Origin of the sequence: Lutibacter sp., from assembly GCF_033723435.1 — a bacterium.
Classification (GTDB): Bacteria; Bacteroidota; Bacteroidia; order Flavobacteriales; family Flavobacteriaceae; genus Lutibacter.
Window position 1 is genome coordinate 1 of sequence record NZ_JAWVXC010000013.1, and the last position, 17743, is coordinate 17743.

19 protein-coding genes are annotated in these 17743 nt (G+C 29.2%); 18 read left to right on the forward strand and 1 reads right to left on the reverse strand.

Features of this window, described 5'->3' with window-relative positions:
- Positions 1-143: 143 nt before the first annotated feature.
- The 8 genes from R3342_RS12950 to R3342_RS12985 all read left to right on the forward strand — a co-directional run bounded on the left by R3342_RS12950 (position 144) and on the right by R3342_RS12985 (position 4654).
- Positions 144-737: an outer membrane beta-barrel protein gene (locus R3342_RS12950; RefSeq protein ID WP_318940781.1), complete on the forward strand. Its 594-nt coding sequence runs from the start codon at positions 144-146 to the stop codon at positions 735-737.
- Positions 738-919: 182 nt separating this feature from the next.
- Positions 920-1516, forward strand: coding sequence for a porin family protein (locus R3342_RS12955; RefSeq protein ID WP_318940782.1), 597 nt, complete (start codon positions 920-922; stop codon positions 1514-1516).
- Positions 1517-1670: 154 nt separating this feature from the next.
- Positions 1671-2234, forward strand: a complete 564-nt coding sequence (locus tag R3342_RS12960; RefSeq protein ID WP_318940783.1) for a hypothetical protein — start codon at positions 1671-1673, stop codon at positions 2232-2234.
- 174 nt (positions 2235-2408) lie between these two features.
- Positions 2409-2657, forward strand: coding sequence for a hypothetical protein (locus R3342_RS12965; protein ID WP_318940784.1), 249 nt, complete (start codon positions 2409-2411; stop codon positions 2655-2657).
- 376 nt (positions 2658-3033) lie between these two features.
- Positions 3034-3501 (forward strand): DinB family protein, encoded by a 468-nt coding sequence (locus tag R3342_RS12970; protein WP_318940785.1) that lies wholly within the window; start codon positions 3034-3036, stop codon positions 3499-3501.
- 175 nt (positions 3502-3676) lie between these two features.
- Complete coding sequence (locus tag R3342_RS12975; protein ID WP_318940786.1) at positions 3677-3844, forward strand: hypothetical protein; 168 nt, start codon at positions 3677-3679, stop codon at positions 3842-3844.
- Positions 3838-4284 (forward strand): GNAT family N-acetyltransferase, encoded by a 447-nt coding sequence (locus R3342_RS12980; protein WP_318940787.1) that lies wholly within the window; start codon positions 3838-3840, stop codon positions 4282-4284. Before R3342_RS12975 ends, R3342_RS12980 begins: the two co-directional genes overlap by 7 nt.
- Positions 4285-4453: 169 nt before the next feature.
- On the forward strand, positions 4454-4654 hold the full coding sequence (locus R3342_RS12985) for a hypothetical protein (RefSeq protein ID WP_318940788.1): 201 nt from the start codon (positions 4454-4456) through the stop codon (positions 4652-4654).
- A gap of 590 nt (positions 4655-5244) precedes the next feature.
- Here the strand turns inward: R3342_RS12985 and R3342_RS12990 are convergent.
- Positions 5245-5463 carry a hypothetical protein gene (locus R3342_RS12990; RefSeq protein ID WP_318940789.1) on the reverse strand — a complete coding sequence of 73 codons (219 nt, stop codon included), beginning with the start codon at positions 5461-5463 and terminating at the stop codon, positions 5245-5247.
- Between the two features lie 177 nt (positions 5464-5640).
- Here R3342_RS12990 and R3342_RS12995 point away from each other — a divergent pair, with 177 nt between their 5' ends.
- The 10 genes from R3342_RS12995 to R3342_RS13040 all read left to right on the forward strand — a co-directional run bounded on the left by R3342_RS12995 (position 5641) and on the right by R3342_RS13040 (position 17445).
- Complete coding sequence (locus tag R3342_RS12995) at positions 5641-6336, forward strand: Crp/Fnr family transcriptional regulator (protein ID WP_318940790.1); 696 nt, start codon at positions 5641-5643, stop codon at positions 6334-6336.
- A gap of 210 nt (positions 6337-6546) precedes the next feature.
- Positions 6547-6849 (forward strand): hypothetical protein, encoded by a 303-nt coding sequence (locus R3342_RS13000; RefSeq protein ID WP_318940791.1) that lies wholly within the window; start codon positions 6547-6549, stop codon positions 6847-6849.
- Complete coding sequence (locus tag R3342_RS13005) at positions 6846-7022, forward strand: YdeI/OmpD-associated family protein (protein ID WP_318940792.1); 177 nt, start codon at positions 6846-6848, stop codon at positions 7020-7022. The genes R3342_RS13000 and R3342_RS13005 overlap by 4 nt, the downstream gene beginning before the upstream one ends.
- A 24-nt stretch (positions 7023-7046) precedes the next feature.
- Positions 7047-7832: a PhzF family phenazine biosynthesis protein gene (locus R3342_RS13010; RefSeq protein WP_318940793.1), complete on the forward strand. Its 786-nt coding sequence runs from the start codon at positions 7047-7049 to the stop codon at positions 7830-7832.
- Positions 7833-8172: 340 nt separating this feature from the next.
- A complete protein-coding gene (locus tag R3342_RS13015; RefSeq protein ID WP_318940794.1) occupies positions 8173-9261 on the forward strand; it encodes a sensor histidine kinase in 1089 nt (362 codons plus the stop codon).
- Positions 9248-9967 (forward strand): response regulator transcription factor, encoded by a 720-nt coding sequence (locus tag R3342_RS13020; RefSeq protein ID WP_318940795.1) that lies wholly within the window; start codon positions 9248-9250, stop codon positions 9965-9967. Before R3342_RS13015 ends, R3342_RS13020 begins: the two co-directional genes overlap by 14 nt.
- A 118-nt stretch (positions 9968-10085) precedes the next feature.
- Positions 10086-12338, forward strand: coding sequence for a CocE/NonD family hydrolase (locus tag R3342_RS13025; protein ID WP_318940796.1), 2253 nt, complete (start codon positions 10086-10088; stop codon positions 12336-12338).
- A gap of 53 nt (positions 12339-12391) precedes the next feature.
- Positions 12392-12976 (forward strand): hypothetical protein, encoded by a 585-nt coding sequence (locus tag R3342_RS13030; protein ID WP_318940797.1) that lies wholly within the window; start codon positions 12392-12394, stop codon positions 12974-12976.
- Between the two features lie 818 nt (positions 12977-13794).
- On the forward strand, positions 13795-16008 hold the full coding sequence (locus tag R3342_RS13035; protein WP_318940798.1) for an Ig-like domain-containing protein: 2214 nt from the start codon (positions 13795-13797) through the stop codon (positions 16006-16008).
- Positions 16009-16584: 576 nt separating this feature from the next.
- Positions 16585-17445 (forward strand): DUF2167 domain-containing protein, encoded by an 861-nt coding sequence (locus tag R3342_RS13040; RefSeq protein ID WP_318940799.1) that lies wholly within the window; start codon positions 16585-16587, stop codon positions 17443-17445.
- The last annotated feature ends 298 nt before the right edge of the window (positions 17446-17743 follow it).

The window sequence follows — 17743 nt, forward strand, 5'->3', positions numbered from 1 at the left end:
TAACACCAAATCACGTGCATTTAAATCAAAATATAGACTATAAATGTTATCGAAGGAATAAACAAAATTTACAGTATTTGACTATTTAAGAAAACGAATATTAACAAAAAAATGGTCAACCTATATCAGTATAATACAAAACTATGAAAAGAAAAATACTATTAGGATTACTATTATTTATTATTACGATTAAAACATTTTCACAAAACTCAAAACTCAGTATTGAATTAAACTATCCATTTCTAATAGACAATAATTTTATAGGTGAAAATTATAGCGGAATTATTGACTTTGGTATCGGATATAATTTTTTGCAACAAGAAACACTTAATATTAATATAATAATAAGTGGAGCTGTTATGAAAACAAATAAATCAAGTATGAGAATTCATTCTACAGAATCTAATGTTAGTATACTTAAACCTAAAATTGCTGCAGAGCTTAATATTAAAAAATTAAATAAAATTCATCCATTTGTAGGTTTGGGATACACTTTCTTATTTTTTAAAACCTCTGAAAAAAACTATTATAATCCTGAAGATTTAGAATCTTCTAGTTTGACTCAAAATGAAAGTGGTTTTAGTCTAAATTTTGGTATGACTTATGACATAACTGATAGGCTTTTTATAAAAGGTTTATATGATTTTACTAAACTTGGAACTGATAGTGAAGTTCCTAATATAAAATATAATACGAAAATTAATATAATTAAAGTTGGATTAGGTTTCCGACTGTAAGAACTACTTACAACACTTCATAAAATTTATGCTTACATTTAAACTAAATAACGAACCGACAAACATTCAACAAACGATTTGCTACGTCCGAAAATCTCCGATTTCTCAGTCGCACAAATCTTATAAAATCCCGTTGCACACAATATTGAAGAATATAATAACAATTAATAAACACAAACAAAATGAAAAAGATATTTTTAATTATTACAATCGCTTTTTTTAGTATAACGACAATTACAGCTCAAAAGAAAATTAATTTTGGAGTTAAAGGTGGATTCAACTTTTCTAATATTACACAAGGTGTATATAGTGGCTATACAAGTAGTAAAACAGGAATGAATATTGGATTACTTGCTGAAATTCCTCTTAGTGATAAATTTGCAATTCAACCCGAAATCCTCTATTCAACACAAGGAGCAAAAACATCTATTATCTTAAATAGCTTAACATTTCCAGGAGCACCTCCAATACCAGCTGAATACAAACTTAATTACATACAAATACCTGTTTTAGCTAAAGTAAACATAATTAATAGTTTATCATTTGAAATTGGTCCACAGTTCAGTTTTCTTACAAAAGCTGAAGAAAAGTCTTCACTAGGAACAACTTCTAATATTGGAAACCATTTTGAGTTTGGTGGAGTTTTAGGGATTTCTTATAAAATCAATAAAACAATATTTTTAAATTCAAGATATTTAAAAGGTTTTTCTAAAGCTTTTAAAAATAATGGAGAAGCCAAAAACTTTGGATTTCAGTTAGGAATAGGAATTTTATTTTAAAAAATACTGTGCCCAACACCTCATAAAATTTATGCTTACATTTAAACTAAATAACGAACCGACAAACATTCAACAAACGATTTGCTACGTCCGAAAAATCTCCGATTTTCCAGTCGCACAAATCTTAATACTAAACCGTTACAAATAATACTCTATGAAAAAAATATTTACACTAATTACGCTTCTATCATTTTTGCTGTCTTATGGACAATTCAGAGAAGGAATAGTTTACGATAAAACTGGAAAAGAAAAAAAAGGATTAATTAAAGTTAAAAGGTTTGATGGAATAATTTTCAAATTAGATGAAAATTCCAAAGAAATTTACTATGATGAAAAACATATTATCGGGTATGACATTAAGAAAGAGAATGACATTGAAAAATATAGATACAAGATAGTTGAAAACGCATCTTTTTTAAGACCTATGAAAATGGAGATTTCTGGGAAAATCAGTTTATTTAGTGTTGACAATTCTGGCACTCATATAAGTCCTATGGGACCAAGTGGAATGATGATCCCAATGGGTTCGTTTAGTAAGATCGTCTATTTCATTGAAAAAGATAATAGACTTATTAGAACTGGCACTAGATTAAATAAAAAAACACTCAAATTATTTCAAGACTGCTATACATTAATAGAAAAATTGGATAAAAAAGAAATTAAAAAACGAGAGGTTAAAAAAATAGTGAATTTTTATAATTCAAACTGTAATAATTAAATTTTAAACCATACTATTTGTAACACCTCATAAAATTTATGCTTACATTAGTAAAAAAATTGACAAACAATAATTCTAGCAAACCGATTTGCAACGTTTGAAAAATCTCCGATTTTCCAAACGCATAATCTTATAAAAAACCGTTGGCATAAATACGATTAAAAACAAAATTAAATGAAAAAGACAAAACTAATTTTACTACTGATTATTTTAACATCTATTGAATGTTATAGTCAGCAAAACGGAAATGATGGAATAAAAAGTACTGCAATTAGAAGCGGAATTGGATTAGGGAGTGTATTAGCTGTTGTAGTTTCTTGGGAAAGAAACAAATCTGTTTTACTTGCTTTTATACACGGAATATTTAGTTGGTTATATGTAATCTATTTTGTTTTGACTAGAAAACCTGAAGAAAGAAGATAAATTCAACTTTTAAGAATACAATATTGATTTTTTTACAAAACGATTAATGATTAAATTAGTATTCTTATTGAAACGGTACGATTTGATTATCAGAAATCAAAAACACTTAAAATGACAAATTGCAACAGATGGAAAACATTCTGATTTGAGCAATTAATCGGAATTGATTAGTAAAATACAAAATGAAAATTGAAACGAGAATGTACATATGCCATCAATGTATAAAATTTATGCTTACTTTTAAACTAAATAACGAACCGACAAACATTCAACTAACGATTTGCTACAACCGAAAAATTTCCGATTTCTCAGTCGCACAAATCTTATAAAATCCCGTTGGCTGTAATGTGAAACTACATTCTCGAAAACAAAGAAAATGAACCAATCTGAACTCATAATTTTAAATTTCAAAGAAATAAGGAGAAGAAGTATAAAACTTTGGAAAGGACTACCTGAGAAATATTATAATTGGAAACCTGACGAAAAAGCAATGAGTGCGTCAGAAATGATAAGACATGTTTTGGAGGCTGATTATGGTTGGAATATTATTATTAATCAAGGAGATATGACAAAATATAATACACCTTGGGAAAACAGACCATTCATAAACTTAAAAAATGAACTTGAATTTGCTGAGCCTTTTAGAAAAACATTTTTAGAAAGTGTTAGACAATTTTCGGATAAGGAATTAAACGAAACTGAAATCGTTCACCCAGGAAATAGAGACAAGAAAATCCTTGCAAAATATTTGTTACGGATTGGATATCACGAATCTGTTCACGCAGGACAATTCCTGTCGTATTTAAGAGCAATAAATATTGATAGACCAAAAATATGGGATTAAAAAAAACACTACAGCCAACAATGTATAACTACAATTACGGCGGATTCGACTACGTCCTAATCCACTCGGAATTATTAACGTTAGTTCTTAATCAAAAATCATTAACTTTAATCCCGCAACTTTTCATATTCTAACCCGTTGGCAACAATAAACAGATTATTAAAAACAAATTGATATGAAACAAAAACTAGGTAGTATTATTTTTTTATTTTTCACATTGCTAATTCATTCACAGGAAAATAAATTCTTAGATGGGACAATAATTACAACCGATTTAGATACTTTAAACGTAAAAATTAAAGTATTCAATGATTCTGAAAGTATTTTAAAAATAAGATGTTAACTATTTTAAGAACAAATTCTGAAAATCAGGAATTTAAAAAATTGGTGAAGTTATTGAACTCTGATTTAGCAGAAAGAGATGGAGAAGATCATCCATTATCTAAATTTAATGCTATTGTAAATATAAAGCATGTTGTATTAGCTAATTATAACAATAAACCAGTAGGTTGTGGAGCTATAGTTAATTACAATTTAGAAATAATGGAAATTAAAAGAATGTATGTTTCACCTGAAGTTAGAGGTAAAAAAATTGGAACTAAAATTTTATTAGAATTAGAGAAATGGGCTAGAGAATTAGGAAGTTCTAAATGCTTATTATTTACAGGTTCAAATCAGCCAGAGGCAAATAGATTATATAAAAAAAATGGTTATAAACAGATTCAAAAATATGGAGAATTGATTGAAATTGAAGATAGTGTTTGTTTTGCAAAAGAGATTTAAATAAATATAGAATAATAATTAAAAGTATTTTTAAATTATGTAAATCACAAAATTTAAATTAAATTTATCCCTAAAAAATAGATTAAAAAAATTGTTTTATATATGGGGTTCCCATAACTAATGCAATTTTATTTAAAATAAATTAGCATTAAAAAATCACGCATTAAATATGGAGCTAAAAGATTTTATTAAAAAGGAACCAATTCTATTAAAAATTATTTATGTGTTTGGAATAATATTTCTATTTTTAAATTTAAATGATGTAACAACAGGGAAAAAAGATGTTAATTATATTTACCCAATACTAGCTTATTCAAGTATTATTCTCTTTTTTATAAGAATGGGAATTCATGTGAAAAAATCGGAATAAAGTAGTTTAATCTTATAGTAATAAGTTATACTAAGTAGTGAAAAAAGAATTCAGCTATTTAATTTTTTAATTGATTCAGTATTGTTTTTTTTAATTGCACTTATGACTAATTGTGCAACTGTTTTTGGCGGTAGAGTTACTTCATATAAAAAAACTAACATATAACTGGAGAACAACAACGACCAGTAAGAGTGGTTGCTTTAATTTCGGATATTGTACTTTTTTGGCCTGGAGCAATATATAAACCAAAAAATTAACTTTAAAACATAGCTGTTAAAAGGAGGGTTTTTGTAATAAAGAATCCTCCTTTTTTATTTCCTAAATTAGATCACTGAAAATATAATATTCCCAATGTAAAAAAACATTAAATTTAGACAGTGAAAAAGCGTAATAAGTAAGTTACAATATAAGTAATGATAATATTAGAGATAAAGATTAAAATTAAATAATAATGGAGCCAAAAGAACTTACAAACCTAATGCTATTCTTTGTATTTCAGCTTATTGAGAGGCAAAAGGAACTTTTATAACAGCAATGCAAAAGCCAAGAACAATTCAATTTTATCAATTTTAGATTGTTTAATTTAATTGCTAACTTAATTTATGCTTTTTTATTAAAGCCTTAATATCAGGAACTAAAGCTAAAAATAGTAAAACAAAAGAAACCAATAATACAATACTTCCAATACTGCTAAAACTGAAGTTGAAACCGAATATATAGCTTACAGAACCCGCTAGTATCATTATCATATAATCAACAATGAATAAAACAGGAATAAGAAACAACGATTTTAAAGTTAAACTTTCCATTTTATAGGTTTTTAAATTCTAAATTATCACTAACTAAAATTAAAAGGAAATCGATTGTTTTAAAAGAAAAAATCATCAAAAAATATTTTGATAATTCATTGTGTTTTTAATGGTTTATGATGTAATTTTACATTTAGGTCAATAAAATATTAAACTATTTAAGTAATTCTATCAATTATGTCTGATTTTTTGATGAATAAAAGTAATAATGCCTACCACTATTTAAGTGCCTTAGATTGTTTGAATTTATTGACTGAGGACCAGAAAAAAGAATTAATAGCAAATAAAGTTGATCTTGAATTTGCACCACATGAGACTATTATAAAACGAGGAATTCTAGCTGATAATATTATTTATATAACCGAGGGTTTAGTTAAATTAGAAATAGTTAATGATACAAAACCTTCAACAATAGGTTTTACGCAAGCACACTCTTTTGTGGGGATTGTTTGTTGCTTTGCATTTAGAAAATACGATTTTACAGCTACTTCATTAGTAAAAACAAATGTTAGTTTTATACCAATGGAACTCTTTGAAAGCTTTATAAAAAGTAATGGCAAATTTGCACTAAGTCTATTAAAGCATATTTCTGGTGTTGCAAATAGTTTCTTTCATAGAATTACATCCTTATCTCAAAAAAATATTGATGGAGCTTTAGCAATTATGCTATTGGATTTCGTAAAAATATATGGTTCATACAATTATAAACTTCCAGTTGGAAGATCTGAATTTGCTAATATTTTAGGTTATTCAAAGGAGAGTGTTATTAACACTTTGTCAAAATTTAACAAGGAATCTATTATTAAAGTAGATGGTAGAAAAATTGAGATTATTGAATTTAATAAATTATTACAAATTAGTAAACACGGTTAATAATTTAAACCAATTCTCTAACATTTTCAAATAATAGAACACAACTTTTAATACTTTAAACTGTTAACTGCAAAGTTGAAAAAGTACGTAAAAATGATAGAACTTGAGCATAAATATTTTGATAATTGAAAATCTTTTCGGAGTTGGTTAGAAAAGAATCATAATAGGAGTGTAGGTACATGGATAATATTTTATAAAAGACATGTAAATATGGAATGCATAAAATATAGTGAAGCTCTGGAAGAAGCTCTCTGTTTTGGATGGATAGACAGTATCATAAAAAAAGTGGATAGTTATCAATATTTAAGAAAGTTTACACCTAGGAAAAATAGCTCTAAATGGTCGGATGTAAATAAAAAAATAGTGCTTTCGTTAATAGAAAAGGGGAAAATGACTGAATTAGGGTTGAAAAAAATAGATATTTACTTGAAAACTGGAAAAGTTTACTGGAAACACAAAAGTTCAAAAAATGGTAGTAAAGAAAAAAAAATGATATACCAGATTTCATTTTGAAAGAATTTGCTGAGAATGAGCCAGCTTTGAATAATTTCAATAATTTAGCTTTTACTTACAAAAGACATTACATTCTTTGGATAACTAATGCAAAAAGAGAAGAAACTATCCAAAAAAGATTAAAAGAATCGATAAAACTATTAAAAGAGAACAAAAAATTAGGATTAAAATAATGTTAATCAACTAATAATATATAAATGAAAATTAAACTATTTCAAATAGATGCTTTTACAGATAAAGTATTTTGTGGAAATCCAGCAGCAGTATGCATTTTAGATAGTTGGATTGACGAAGAAAAAATGCAAAAGATTGGTGCTGAAAATAATCTAGCAGAAACAGCATTTATAGTAAATAAAGGTAATGATTTTGAAATTAGATGGTTTACACCATATGTTGAAGTTGATTTGTGTGGACATGCAACATTAGCAGCTGCTTATGTTTTGTATAAATATTATGAGTACAAATCTGATAAAGTAATTTTTCATTCTCGTACAAGTGGTGAGTTATTTGTTACTAGAAAAAATGATTTTCTGACACTTAATTTCCCAAAAGATATATGTGAGAAAGTAGAAACACCACAAGTGTTAATTGACGCTTTTGGAATTAAGCCTCTGGAAACATTTAAAGGGAAAACGGATTATTTATTGATTTTTCAAAGTCAGAAAAATATTGAAGATTTGAATCCAGATTTTAATCTAATTGCAGCAGTAGGAGGAAGAGGAGTAATTGTGTCTGCAAAAGGAGAACAAACAGATTTTGTTTCAAGATTCTTTGCACCACAAGTAGGGGTTAATGAAGATCCAGTTACAGGTTCTGCTCATACTACTTTGGCCCCCGTATGGAGTAAAATACTTGGGAAGAAAATTCTTACAGCAAAACAATTATCAAAAAGGCAAGGTAATTTGAAATGTGAATGTTTAGATGACAGAGTTGAAATAACAGGCAAAGCAATCATATATTTAATTGGAGAAATAGAAATATAAAATCAATATTTTGGGAATTTATCTTTTCTATTTGATTAAAAAAATGAGAAATAGAAGATTAACGATTAAAAGCAGAGTATAGCAACTCATGAAATTTATGCTTACATTAAAAAATGACAAATAGTAACAGTTCTATTTATTTTAGAGTTATACGTACTTTATTCGTTTATGCTTTGATGATGGAAATCTTATGATAGTTAGATTAAATATGTTTTTGCCTTCTCCTAAACGCTTTGAGTAAATCAATAATTTGAACATATGGGAGGTTCACATCCGATAATTCACGTTCATGTACTTTGTCTTTTTTAATTGATAAAATCATGTTTTCTTTGTTTCATTAATGAGTAAATCAAAAAACATAACAGGTAACAGAAAGATTAGTCTCTATTGGAAATGCCAACTTTTAGGGTGGGGGACAGTCTCCATATATTGGGCATATACCGTATATACTAGAGATAATTATGGAGTATTCTTCACGTTTCTCAATTATGTGCTTGATATTGTAATTGGTGTATCACTTACTCACCTGTACAGATATTTCGCTAAAAAATTAAACTGGAATACTCTAAATCTAAGCAGTCTAGCAATAAGAGTTATTCCTTCGACAGTTTTATTATCTGTTGCTTACATGGAGCTTGTCGATATCAAATGGCATTTCTACTGGGTTTTGGTAGTAGGTAAACATTATAACTTATGGGAATCACTAAAATATTGGGACCCTGTTTTTATAACAGGTTTGCGCTTAATGGCCATATGGATCTTAGCCTACCATTTATATCATTATCATAAAAACAGACTGGAAACAGCGGAACAGAATGCAGAACTTTTGGTTATTGCAAAACAGGCACAACTCGATAATTTGGCAACGCAACTGAATCCTCATTTTTTGTTCAATTCTCTAAACTCTATAAAATCGTTGATTATTGAGAATCCAAAGATTGCCAGAAGAGCTGTGGATCTACTGTCCGATATATTACGCACCTCACTTTATGAAAAAGATGCTTCGTTTATCACGATTAAAGAAGAGCTTGAATTAGTAAAAGATTATATAGCTCTTGAAAAGATAAGATTTGAAGAACGATTAAATATGTCAATAGAAATGGATAATGGCCTGGAAAACTACCTTATTCTTCCGTTATGTATTCAGCTATTGATAGAGAATGGCATAAAGCATGGCATTGATAAACGAATTAACGGAGGTACTATTAAGCTATCCATAAAGAAAACAGCAGAAACCATTGAAATCATCGTCCAGAACCCCGGACAGATTGCCGGCAACAAAGTTAAAGCAGGTATTGGAGTTAAAAATTTAACCAAAAGATTGCAACTGCATTACGATGGAGAAGCAAGTTTCGAATTGCAAAATATAGATCCTCACCTAGTGAAAGCTATTTTAATCATACCAATCCAAAAAAATGAATACCTATAAAACAATCATAATAGATGACGAACGATTGGCAAGGGAAGAAGTGAAAAGAGCCCTGTCAAATTACCCTGAATACATTGTAGTTGGGGAAGCCTCAAATGCTTATGATGCAGCCAATCTGATTGAAAAGGAACATCCAGATCTAATGTTCCTAGACATTCATATGCCTGAAAAATCGGGATTCGATTTGTTGGAGGAGCTAACAGTAGTGCCAAAAGTAGTATTCACAACGGCATACGATCAATACGCTGTAAAAGCTTTTGAAGTAAATGCGCTGGATTATTTAGTTAAACCTTTGAGAGAAGAACGATTTGCTGTAACTATTGGAAAGATTAAAGCAGAATTTTCAAAAATTGAGGCTAGAAAAAATCCTTTACCGATGCACTATAAAATATTTATAAAGGATGGTGAACAGTGCTATTTCGTTCCTTTAAAAGACATTCGGCTTATCCAGTCGATGGGTAACTATGCTCGTTTCTTTTTTGGTAGTAATAAGGCAATGATTAAAAGATCGCTAAACTTGATTGAGGAAAAGCTAGACACAAATGTATTCTTTAGGATTAATCGCAGTCAGATTGTGAATACGGAATATATAGAAAAAATAACTCCTGGCTTCAAGCATAAATTGAATATTGAATTGACTACTGGAGAAGCTATAGAGGTATCCAGTCGTCAATCTGTCCGATTCAAAAACTGGAACAGTTTATAAGAACACTAGGTCTATTTTGTAGACTTAACAAAAATTGAAACAAAACAAAATAATGATAACAGGTCTGGCCTGATAGATATTGTATTGGCTAGGAATTAGGGTATAACAATTACAAAACATGAAAAATTTACTAATCTTATTGATTTTACTACCCATTAGCATAACGCTTAAAGGTCAGTCATTAAAATTTGAGAAAATAGCCTTATCAGACACAGTATCTTTGACAAGGGAAATGCAAAGTTTGGCAAAAGATTATTTGCAGCAAAGCCAAATCAAAGGCCTGAACATAGAACCAAACGACCTTTATATGATAGAAATTCTGGCGGGTAAGTATGCGCATGCTATCAAAACCATTCAATCGACTAGAGAAAGTGTTTCCGTTCAAAAAAATCACCCTGACAAGATTCCTTATGAGCTGTTTGCAAAGGCAAAAATTGAGCAATCAGAGATGCAAATCCCTTTTGAAACCGCTTTTCGAAAAATATTGTCTAATTATTTGAAAAACTGTAGTGATCAGCAGCTCTCTTCGGTCAATATCGTTTTGACAACTAATGATCAGGTTGCTCAATTTACAAACCAGTTTAAGGAAAACTATAACAAAGCTTCAGAAGTAAGTATCACAAGGGAGAATGCTTTAACAATGTTGAGATCCTATTTCCTTTATCAGGTATTTCACAGTACGGAGCCTATTGTATTCGGAGAAATAAAAAGAGAACAAAAAAGAAGATATCATATAGAACAAAAATTGATAGTTTCCCCCATAGATAGCGCTGAGATTTCCGTTACGGTTGTTCGCAAAAGAGAGGCTAAACCCCTTCCTGCCATCCTAACTTTTACCATTTATGCTGATCAATCAAATATTAACCAGGCCATAATACCAGCATCTAAAGGTTATGTAGGGGTTTTAGCTACTTCCAGGGGTAAGGGATTAAGTAATGACTCTATTGAGCCTTACAAGTATGAACACAATGATGTTTATGCAGTAATTGATTGGATTAGTAAGCAGCCTTGGAATAATGGTAAAGTTGGAATGTTTGGAGGTAGTTACAATGGTTTTGCTCAGTGGGCATCCATGAAAGATAGTGTACATCCTGCTTTAAAAACAATTGTACCTTGTGTTTCGGCTGCTCCAGGAATTGATGTGCCTATGGAGAATAATGTCTTCCACAACTTTTCTTATAAATGGATTTCATATGTTACAGAAAATAAATATTTGTATAATACCGATTATCAAAGATGGGAAAAGCTTCAAAACAAATGGTTTAATTCTGGTGCACCTTATAACAAAATGGATTCCATTGATGGAACACCCAATCATTTATTTCACGAGTGGATCAGCCATCCTAGTTATGATAGCTACTGGCAAGGTATGATTCCTTATAAAAATGAATTTGCGCATATTGATATTCCTATACTGACTATCACAGGTTATTATGATGATGGGCAGCGTGGTGCAATGTATTACTATACTCAGCATTTAAAATACAAGCCTGATACAGAGCACTATTTATTAATGGGTCCATATGATCATTGGGGTGCACAAACAACGCCAAGTGCCAATCTGCGAGGATATCAGATAGATGAAGTAGCGCAGATCGATATTCAAAATCAACTGATCTTCGATTGGTTTGATTACATCTTAAAGGGAAAGAAAAAGCCAACCATCTTAAAAGACAAAGTGAACTTTGAAGTGATGGGTGCAAACAAATGGATGCATAAGCCGTCCATTTCCGCGATGAGTAATGAATCGGATACTTTTTATTTGGGCAATCAAAAATCAAACGGTCATTATACCTTGCTCAACAAGAAACCCAAAAAAGAATATTTAAATCTTGAGGTTGATTTAGCTGACAGAACAAAAATGAATAATTCGGACTTTTATCCATGGCCTATTATAAAGGATAATATCCGATTAAATGATGGTCTTGTTTTTATCAGTAAACCTTTCCAAAAGGGAAAAATCATCAACGGATCATTTTCAGGATATTTAAAGATTACAGCAAATAAAAAAGACTTTGATTATTCGGTTAATTTGTATGAGCTGACTTCGAAAGGTAAGTATTTTCACTTGAGCTATTATATTGGTAGGGCCAGTTTTGCCAAGAGCAGGAAAGTAAGGGAGCTGCTAACTCCCAATAAGGAAACAACAATCACTTTTGACAATACAAGAATTGTCAGCAAAAAGATTTCCAAAGGAAGTCGACTCGTAGTGATTGTCAACGGCAATAAAAATCCATTTGCCCAAATTAATTACGGAACAGGCAAGGATGTCAGCACTGAATCGATGAAAGATGCCAATGCCCCCTTGTTGTTAAAAATTAGTTCCGAAAGCAGAATAAACATTCCGATGTGGAATAATAAAAAGAACTAGTTGTGCATAAAAATAAATGTCAACTAATATAATTAACTTAAAAAATTACCATTATGACAAAAAAAATAATATTTCAAATAACAGCAGTGTTATTGTTTCTTTCTAGTTGTTCAATTTCAACAACAGACAAACCGACATTAAATGATTATAAAATTGGAGAAAAATGGGTTTGGAAATGGAGTCGTTCAGTTGAAGGGGAGGTTCGTGCGAAAGGTGAAGATTTTAAAGAAGTTGTAGATTATAATGGGAAATTAGGTTTTTGGAATGGTACTGATACTACCCAGGTTTCGACTACTTTAGACCAAAAGCAGAGTAGCACTCCCTTTCGTAGTTGGCCCTTATATGTAGGAAAGAAATGGAAATATGAATCGGAATGGAAAAATAATGAAGGGACCAAAGGGAAAACCAGTCAAGATGCTGAAATTGTTTCATTTGAAGAATTAAATGTTGTAGCTGGAAAATTCATGGCTTACAAAATAGAATACAAGGGGATGGTAACAAATTCTAGAGGTTTTAAAGGGGAAATGTCTGATACGTGGTGGTATTCCCCTGATTTAAAAACCTATATTAAGCATGTAAATAATGATGGTTATGGTGTTTATACAAATGAATTAATTAGTTATTCAAAAGCTAATTAGAAAAACTACGTACAAGTATGTAATAAAATAATATCTATGTTATATGCAGGTTCATAGGTTTGAGCCTGCTCTAGCTTTCTTGAAATTTAATGGGAAATTGCGCAAAGCATTATTTTTTTTATATTATTATTCTATAGCGGAGAAAGTAGACTCAATCCACCTTGGAGAATAGAAAAAAATGAAATAGATTAAGAAACACTGTACACAACAATGTATAACCATAATTTCGAAACCAAACTCACTAATTGAATTAATATTAGTTATTTGGAAATTGTCAAGTATTTGTGAGAAAACTTTAGTTCTCGGATTAATGCTAAGTTTTATGAATCATCTAAAAAATATTTGGTTTGTATGTTTCACTGTTTTTCATACTTCTAATTTAGGAATACTTGTAGCATTTTACAGAGAAAAATTAGAAAGTTCGATTCCTCCAATTTTAATATATTATAGAAAATGTAATTACCTCAATTCCAATGATAATGTTATTGATTAATTCTTAGAAGCTTAATTACAAAAAAGAGGCATTCAGGAGTTAAAAAATAATTAAAATAAAAAGTTATTTTTAACAATAAAGCGTATAAAAAATTACTAAACTCAGTAATTTAGAATATTTCTAAAGTTTAAAATCATTACATTTATCGAGCAAAAAATTGCAATAACCAAATCGTAACTTTATTTATACTAAGCCGTTAGTGAAAATAGCTCGGCTGAATTATAGATTAACTTATAAAAAGTATATTAAAAATTTTAGATTCTTAACAATAATTTTTTTAAACTAAATATATATATATTTAACCCTCTAACCAATCAAAATAAAAATGAAAAAAAAAATTGCTCTACAAACCCTACTTATGTTAAGTATTCTGTGTGTTTCATGCAGTAAAAATAACGAAGAAATACCTGATACTACTCCACCGTCTGTTAATTTTTCTATTAAAGGTGTAACTCAGACAAATACTGAAGAACCACCAATAATTGGAAATACCATTGAAATAGAAATTAATGCTCAAGATGCAAAAGGGATTAGTAAAGTTGAAGCCTTTTTAGATAACACAAAAGTAGGAGAAGATACAGAAGCTCCATTCAAAATAACTGTAGACCTAAAACAGTACGCAAAAAAATTGCATGGCAAAGGAATTATTTTGAACAAAGTACAAACACTTTACACCTTAAAAGTCTCTGCCTCTGACCTGTCGGGCAATACTAGCTCAATAGAAAAAGATATAATTGTTGATAATGAACTGCCAACTATAACTGAGGTTTCTCTTGAAAACAATGCTATTATTAAAGGTGATGAAAATCAAGTTACTTTCAAGACTAGTGACAATGAGGGAATCACATTCTTAGAAGTTAAAGTCAATGAAGTTGCTATGGAAGCTACAGCCTTAGACAGCATTACATATGCTATCAATATTGACACATCTGTATTAGAAGATGGTCAAAACAATTTAAGTATAACGGCTTCAGACCAAGCTGCTAATATAGCATACTATAATGCACCATTTTTAGTAGATAACACCGGCCCAGAAATTACTTTAGAAGAACTATTAACTTCCGATAGTATAGTTGACGAAAACACTGGTTTTTCCATTGTTGCTAAAGATTTATATTCTGATGTTGATTCTCTTAAAGTTTTTATTAACGATTCTATAATTGTAAGTTCTAAGGTTCCTGATTTAAGTTTGGATTTTAATCCTGATAATTATGCTACAGGAAATACTATACTTAAAGTTATTGCTACCGACACCATAGGGAATATATCAACAAAAGAAATGAGTTTTCAAATAAAAAGATTACTACTAAAAATAAATATTCCTAGCGATTTTCTAGATCCTTTAATATCCAAGTTCTATGTCTTTGCATCAAACAGTTCAGGCGAATTATTGGCTATAAAACCAATAGAATTTAATACCTCATTAATTAAACTGAATACATTTACCGATATTTCACCAAATACAGAGTACATGCTTAATTTTGCTTATCTGTATAGTGGTGTTGGAGAAACATCTATTATTAAAACCATACAAAATGTAAAACGCTCTTCATTAGATAGAATTGACCTTAAAATTCCTGAACGAAAGAATGTTTCAACACAAAACACTTATCAGGTATCAACAATGCCAACTGGAACTTCAATTATAGGAGAAGGTACTGATTACAACTCCTCATATAATCCTGGAAATGGGTTTTCTGTTGAAGAGTACAATCTTGGATATACTGATGCAACATCAAATCAATACTATATATACTACCATAATACTACGAATAACAATTATGCTTATCAATTTGTTGATAAGCCCATGGCTACAGATTTTTATCTCGATTATAACAATTTTATTACTGATGGTATTGAAACAAGATATTTTAATAGTTCATCTATTCAAGATCCTAACAAATCTTCTAGTCTAACTTTATATGGTTACTTTAGTGCCACTGACATAGAGAATGGCATAAAACATCGTATTTGGGCGGACTCTAAGAAAAATGATATGATGATAATGAATGACACTGGTTACCAATATACTTTCAATACAAACTTTTATAACTACAGTTATAAAGCAACAATAGAAAATTATCATATTGAAGCTATCGGTGAACCCCTTGATTATTACAATTCTCCTAATTGGAGTATTGACTATACATATTCAGGTACTAATAAAATATTCTCACTAAACAAATCTGGCACAACACATAATATTGGAAAAATAACTATGGATTTAGTAGGCAATAATTCTTTTTACACTTGGACTGTACTTTTTAACAGTCAAACAACAAGTGAAGTTGTATTACCTCAATTACCTGAAGAATTACAATCTTGGAATATAAATAACTATTTTACTACTGGAGATTTGAACATAGAACAGATTGAAGTGAAAAAGTACAACGGACTGGATACCTATGACAGTTTTTTACAAACTATTATTAAAAATAATGAGTTCAATCAATATAAAGCATCTGACAAAATTGAATCTATTTTTAAAACAAATGTAGGAGTATATATTTCAAGACCAGATTTTTCATTCGTTTATTAATTTGTAACTTTTCATAAATTTAATAAGTTAAAAATATAGAAATTAATCTTATAAATTTAGGATATGTGTCTAATTGAAAAATTACTACTTTTCATGTTCTAACTCGTTGTACTAAATTTGATTTACGAAATGGGTTTGATTTTTTGAACATCAAACGTAAGTTTTCTTTGCTCGATTTTGCTGGAAAATTTTCAAATGAAGATTTTCTGACAACTCAATTTATTGGGTATATTTTCTTTTTAATTTATATATTTTCAATAAAAAAATATTTGAAAAATCTCAATTTGACAATCTTTTGGATTTTTCTCATTGCTGTATTGATTGGATTAAGTTACGAAACAATCGCAATTTATGAGAATTTGAGAAACGAATTTAATGGAACACATTTAAGAATTGGTAATTCTTTGACAATTTTGGGAATTATCTTTTCTATTTAATTAGAAAAACAAGAAATATAAAAGTTTACGATTAGAAACATTATATAATAACGCATAAATCTTATAAAAATTCGTTGGCAACAATTTTAAAAAAAAAATTATGAAAAAAACTACTTTAACTGTTATTGCTATGTTGATTATGTGTCTCGCATTTTCACAAGAAGAAGACTATCAATTTAAAATAGACTCCATTGAAAAATCATTTAATTATGAATATGGAACAATATCTCTAAAGAATGATATAGGTCAAATAAAAGTACCTGAGGGATTCAAATATCTTAATTCTGAACAATCTGAAAAGGTACTTACTGATTTGTGGGGAAATCCAAAATATCCAAATATGACCCTTGGATTGATTCTTCCAGAAAGTCAAGGATTAATGGATGATAATGGATATGTATTTAATATTCAATATGATGAAATTGGCTATGTTAAGGATGATGATGCTGATGATATTGATTATGATGAATTGTTAGTTCAAATTCAAGAGGATACAGAAGATGAAAATAAAGAAAGAATCAAGGAGGGTTATCCAGCAATTAGCATAATTGGCTGGGCTAAAAAACCTTATTATGATAAAGAGCGAAAAATCTTGCATTGGGCTAAAGAAGTAAAATTTGGAACTGACGAAATTAATACTTTAAATTATAACGTAAGAATTCTTGGAAGAAAGGGTGTTTTAATATTAAATGCCATAGGAACAATGCCAAATCTATCACTTGTAGAAAAAGACATCCCCAAAGTTTTAGACATTGTTAAATTTTCAGATGGATATAAATATAAAGACTTTGATTCTTCTATTGATGATGTAGCAGCTTGGACAATTGGAGGGCTTGTTGCAGGAAAATTATTAGCTAAAGCAGGATTTTTCGTAATAATATTAAAATTTTGGAAAATTATTCTGATTGCTATTGTTGGTTTTTTTAAACCAATAAGAAATAAATTTTTAAAAATGAAAATTAAAAATACTGAAAGAAATACTAAAGAATTAACAAAATAGATTAATAATTGTTGCTAACAATGCATATAAAAAATGTGTAAAGCCCTGTAAATGTAATATTTATATTGCAAAACTATATTGTTTTTAGACATCTGAAAAGTGAATTTTCAAAACTGCTACTTTTCATACTCTAACCCGTTGGCAGCAATTAAGAAATTTGTACTTTCCTGAAATAGGTTGACTAAAAATTAGACAACTTAAACAACGAAAGTATGAAAAAACAAAAACCACCCTGTCGAAAAATATCTTATGAAAAAGTAGGTTACGATTTAAAATTACTCATTATTGATCAAGTCCA

Excerpts from the sequence above, each read along its gene's own strand:
- R3342_RS12950 (WP_318940781.1), top strand. The coding sequence starts at position 144 with ATGAAAAGAAAAATACTATTAGGATTACTATTATTTATTATTACGATT.
- R3342_RS12955 (WP_318940782.1), top strand. The coding sequence starts at position 920 with ATGAAAAAGATATTTTTAATTATTACAATCGCTTTTTTTAGTATAACG.
- R3342_RS12960 (WP_318940783.1), top strand. The coding sequence starts at position 1,671 with ATGAAAAAAATATTTACACTAATTACGCTTCTATCATTTTTGCTGTCT.
- R3342_RS12965 (WP_318940784.1), top strand. The coding sequence starts at position 2,409 with ATGAAAAAGACAAAACTAATTTTACTACTGATTATTTTAACATCTATT.
- R3342_RS12970 (WP_318940785.1), top strand. The coding sequence starts at position 3,034 with ATGAACCAATCTGAACTCATAATTTTAAATTTCAAAGAAATAAGGAGA.
- R3342_RS12975 (WP_318940786.1), top strand. The coding sequence starts at position 3,677 with ATGAAACAAAAACTAGGTAGTATTATTTTTTTATTTTTCACATTGCTA.
- R3342_RS12980 (WP_318940787.1), top strand. The coding sequence starts at position 3,838 with ATGTTAACTATTTTAAGAACAAATTCTGAAAATCAGGAATTTAAAAAA.
- R3342_RS12985 (WP_318940788.1), top strand. The coding sequence starts at position 4,454 with ATGGAGCTAAAAGATTTTATTAAAAAGGAACCAATTCTATTAAAAATT.
- R3342_RS12990 (WP_318940789.1), bottom strand. The coding sequence starts at position 5,463 with ATGGAAAGTTTAACTTTAAAATCGTTGTTTCTTATTCCTGTTTTATTC.
- R3342_RS12995 (WP_318940790.1), top strand. The coding sequence starts at position 5,641 with ATGTCTGATTTTTTGATGAATAAAAGTAATAATGCCTACCACTATTTA.
- R3342_RS13000 (WP_318940791.1), top strand. The coding sequence starts at position 6,547 with ATGGAATGCATAAAATATAGTGAAGCTCTGGAAGAAGCTCTCTGTTTT.
- R3342_RS13010 (WP_318940793.1), top strand. The coding sequence starts at position 7,047 with ATGAAAATTAAACTATTTCAAATAGATGCTTTTACAGATAAAGTATTT.
- R3342_RS13015 (WP_318940794.1), top strand. The coding sequence starts at position 8,173 with ATGAGTAAATCAAAAAACATAACAGGTAACAGAAAGATTAGTCTCTAT.
- R3342_RS13020 (WP_318940795.1), top strand. The coding sequence starts at position 9,248 with ATGAATACCTATAAAACAATCATAATAGATGACGAACGATTGGCAAGG.
- R3342_RS13025 (WP_318940796.1), top strand. The coding sequence starts at position 10,086 with ATGAAAAATTTACTAATCTTATTGATTTTACTACCCATTAGCATAACG.
- R3342_RS13030 (WP_318940797.1), top strand. The coding sequence starts at position 12,392 with ATGACAAAAAAAATAATATTTCAAATAACAGCAGTGTTATTGTTTCTT.
- R3342_RS13035 (WP_318940798.1), top strand. The coding sequence starts at position 13,795 with ATGAAAAAAAAAATTGCTCTACAAACCCTACTTATGTTAAGTATTCTG.
- R3342_RS13040 (WP_318940799.1), top strand. The coding sequence starts at position 16,585 with ATGTGTCTCGCATTTTCACAAGAAGAAGACTATCAATTTAAAATAGAC.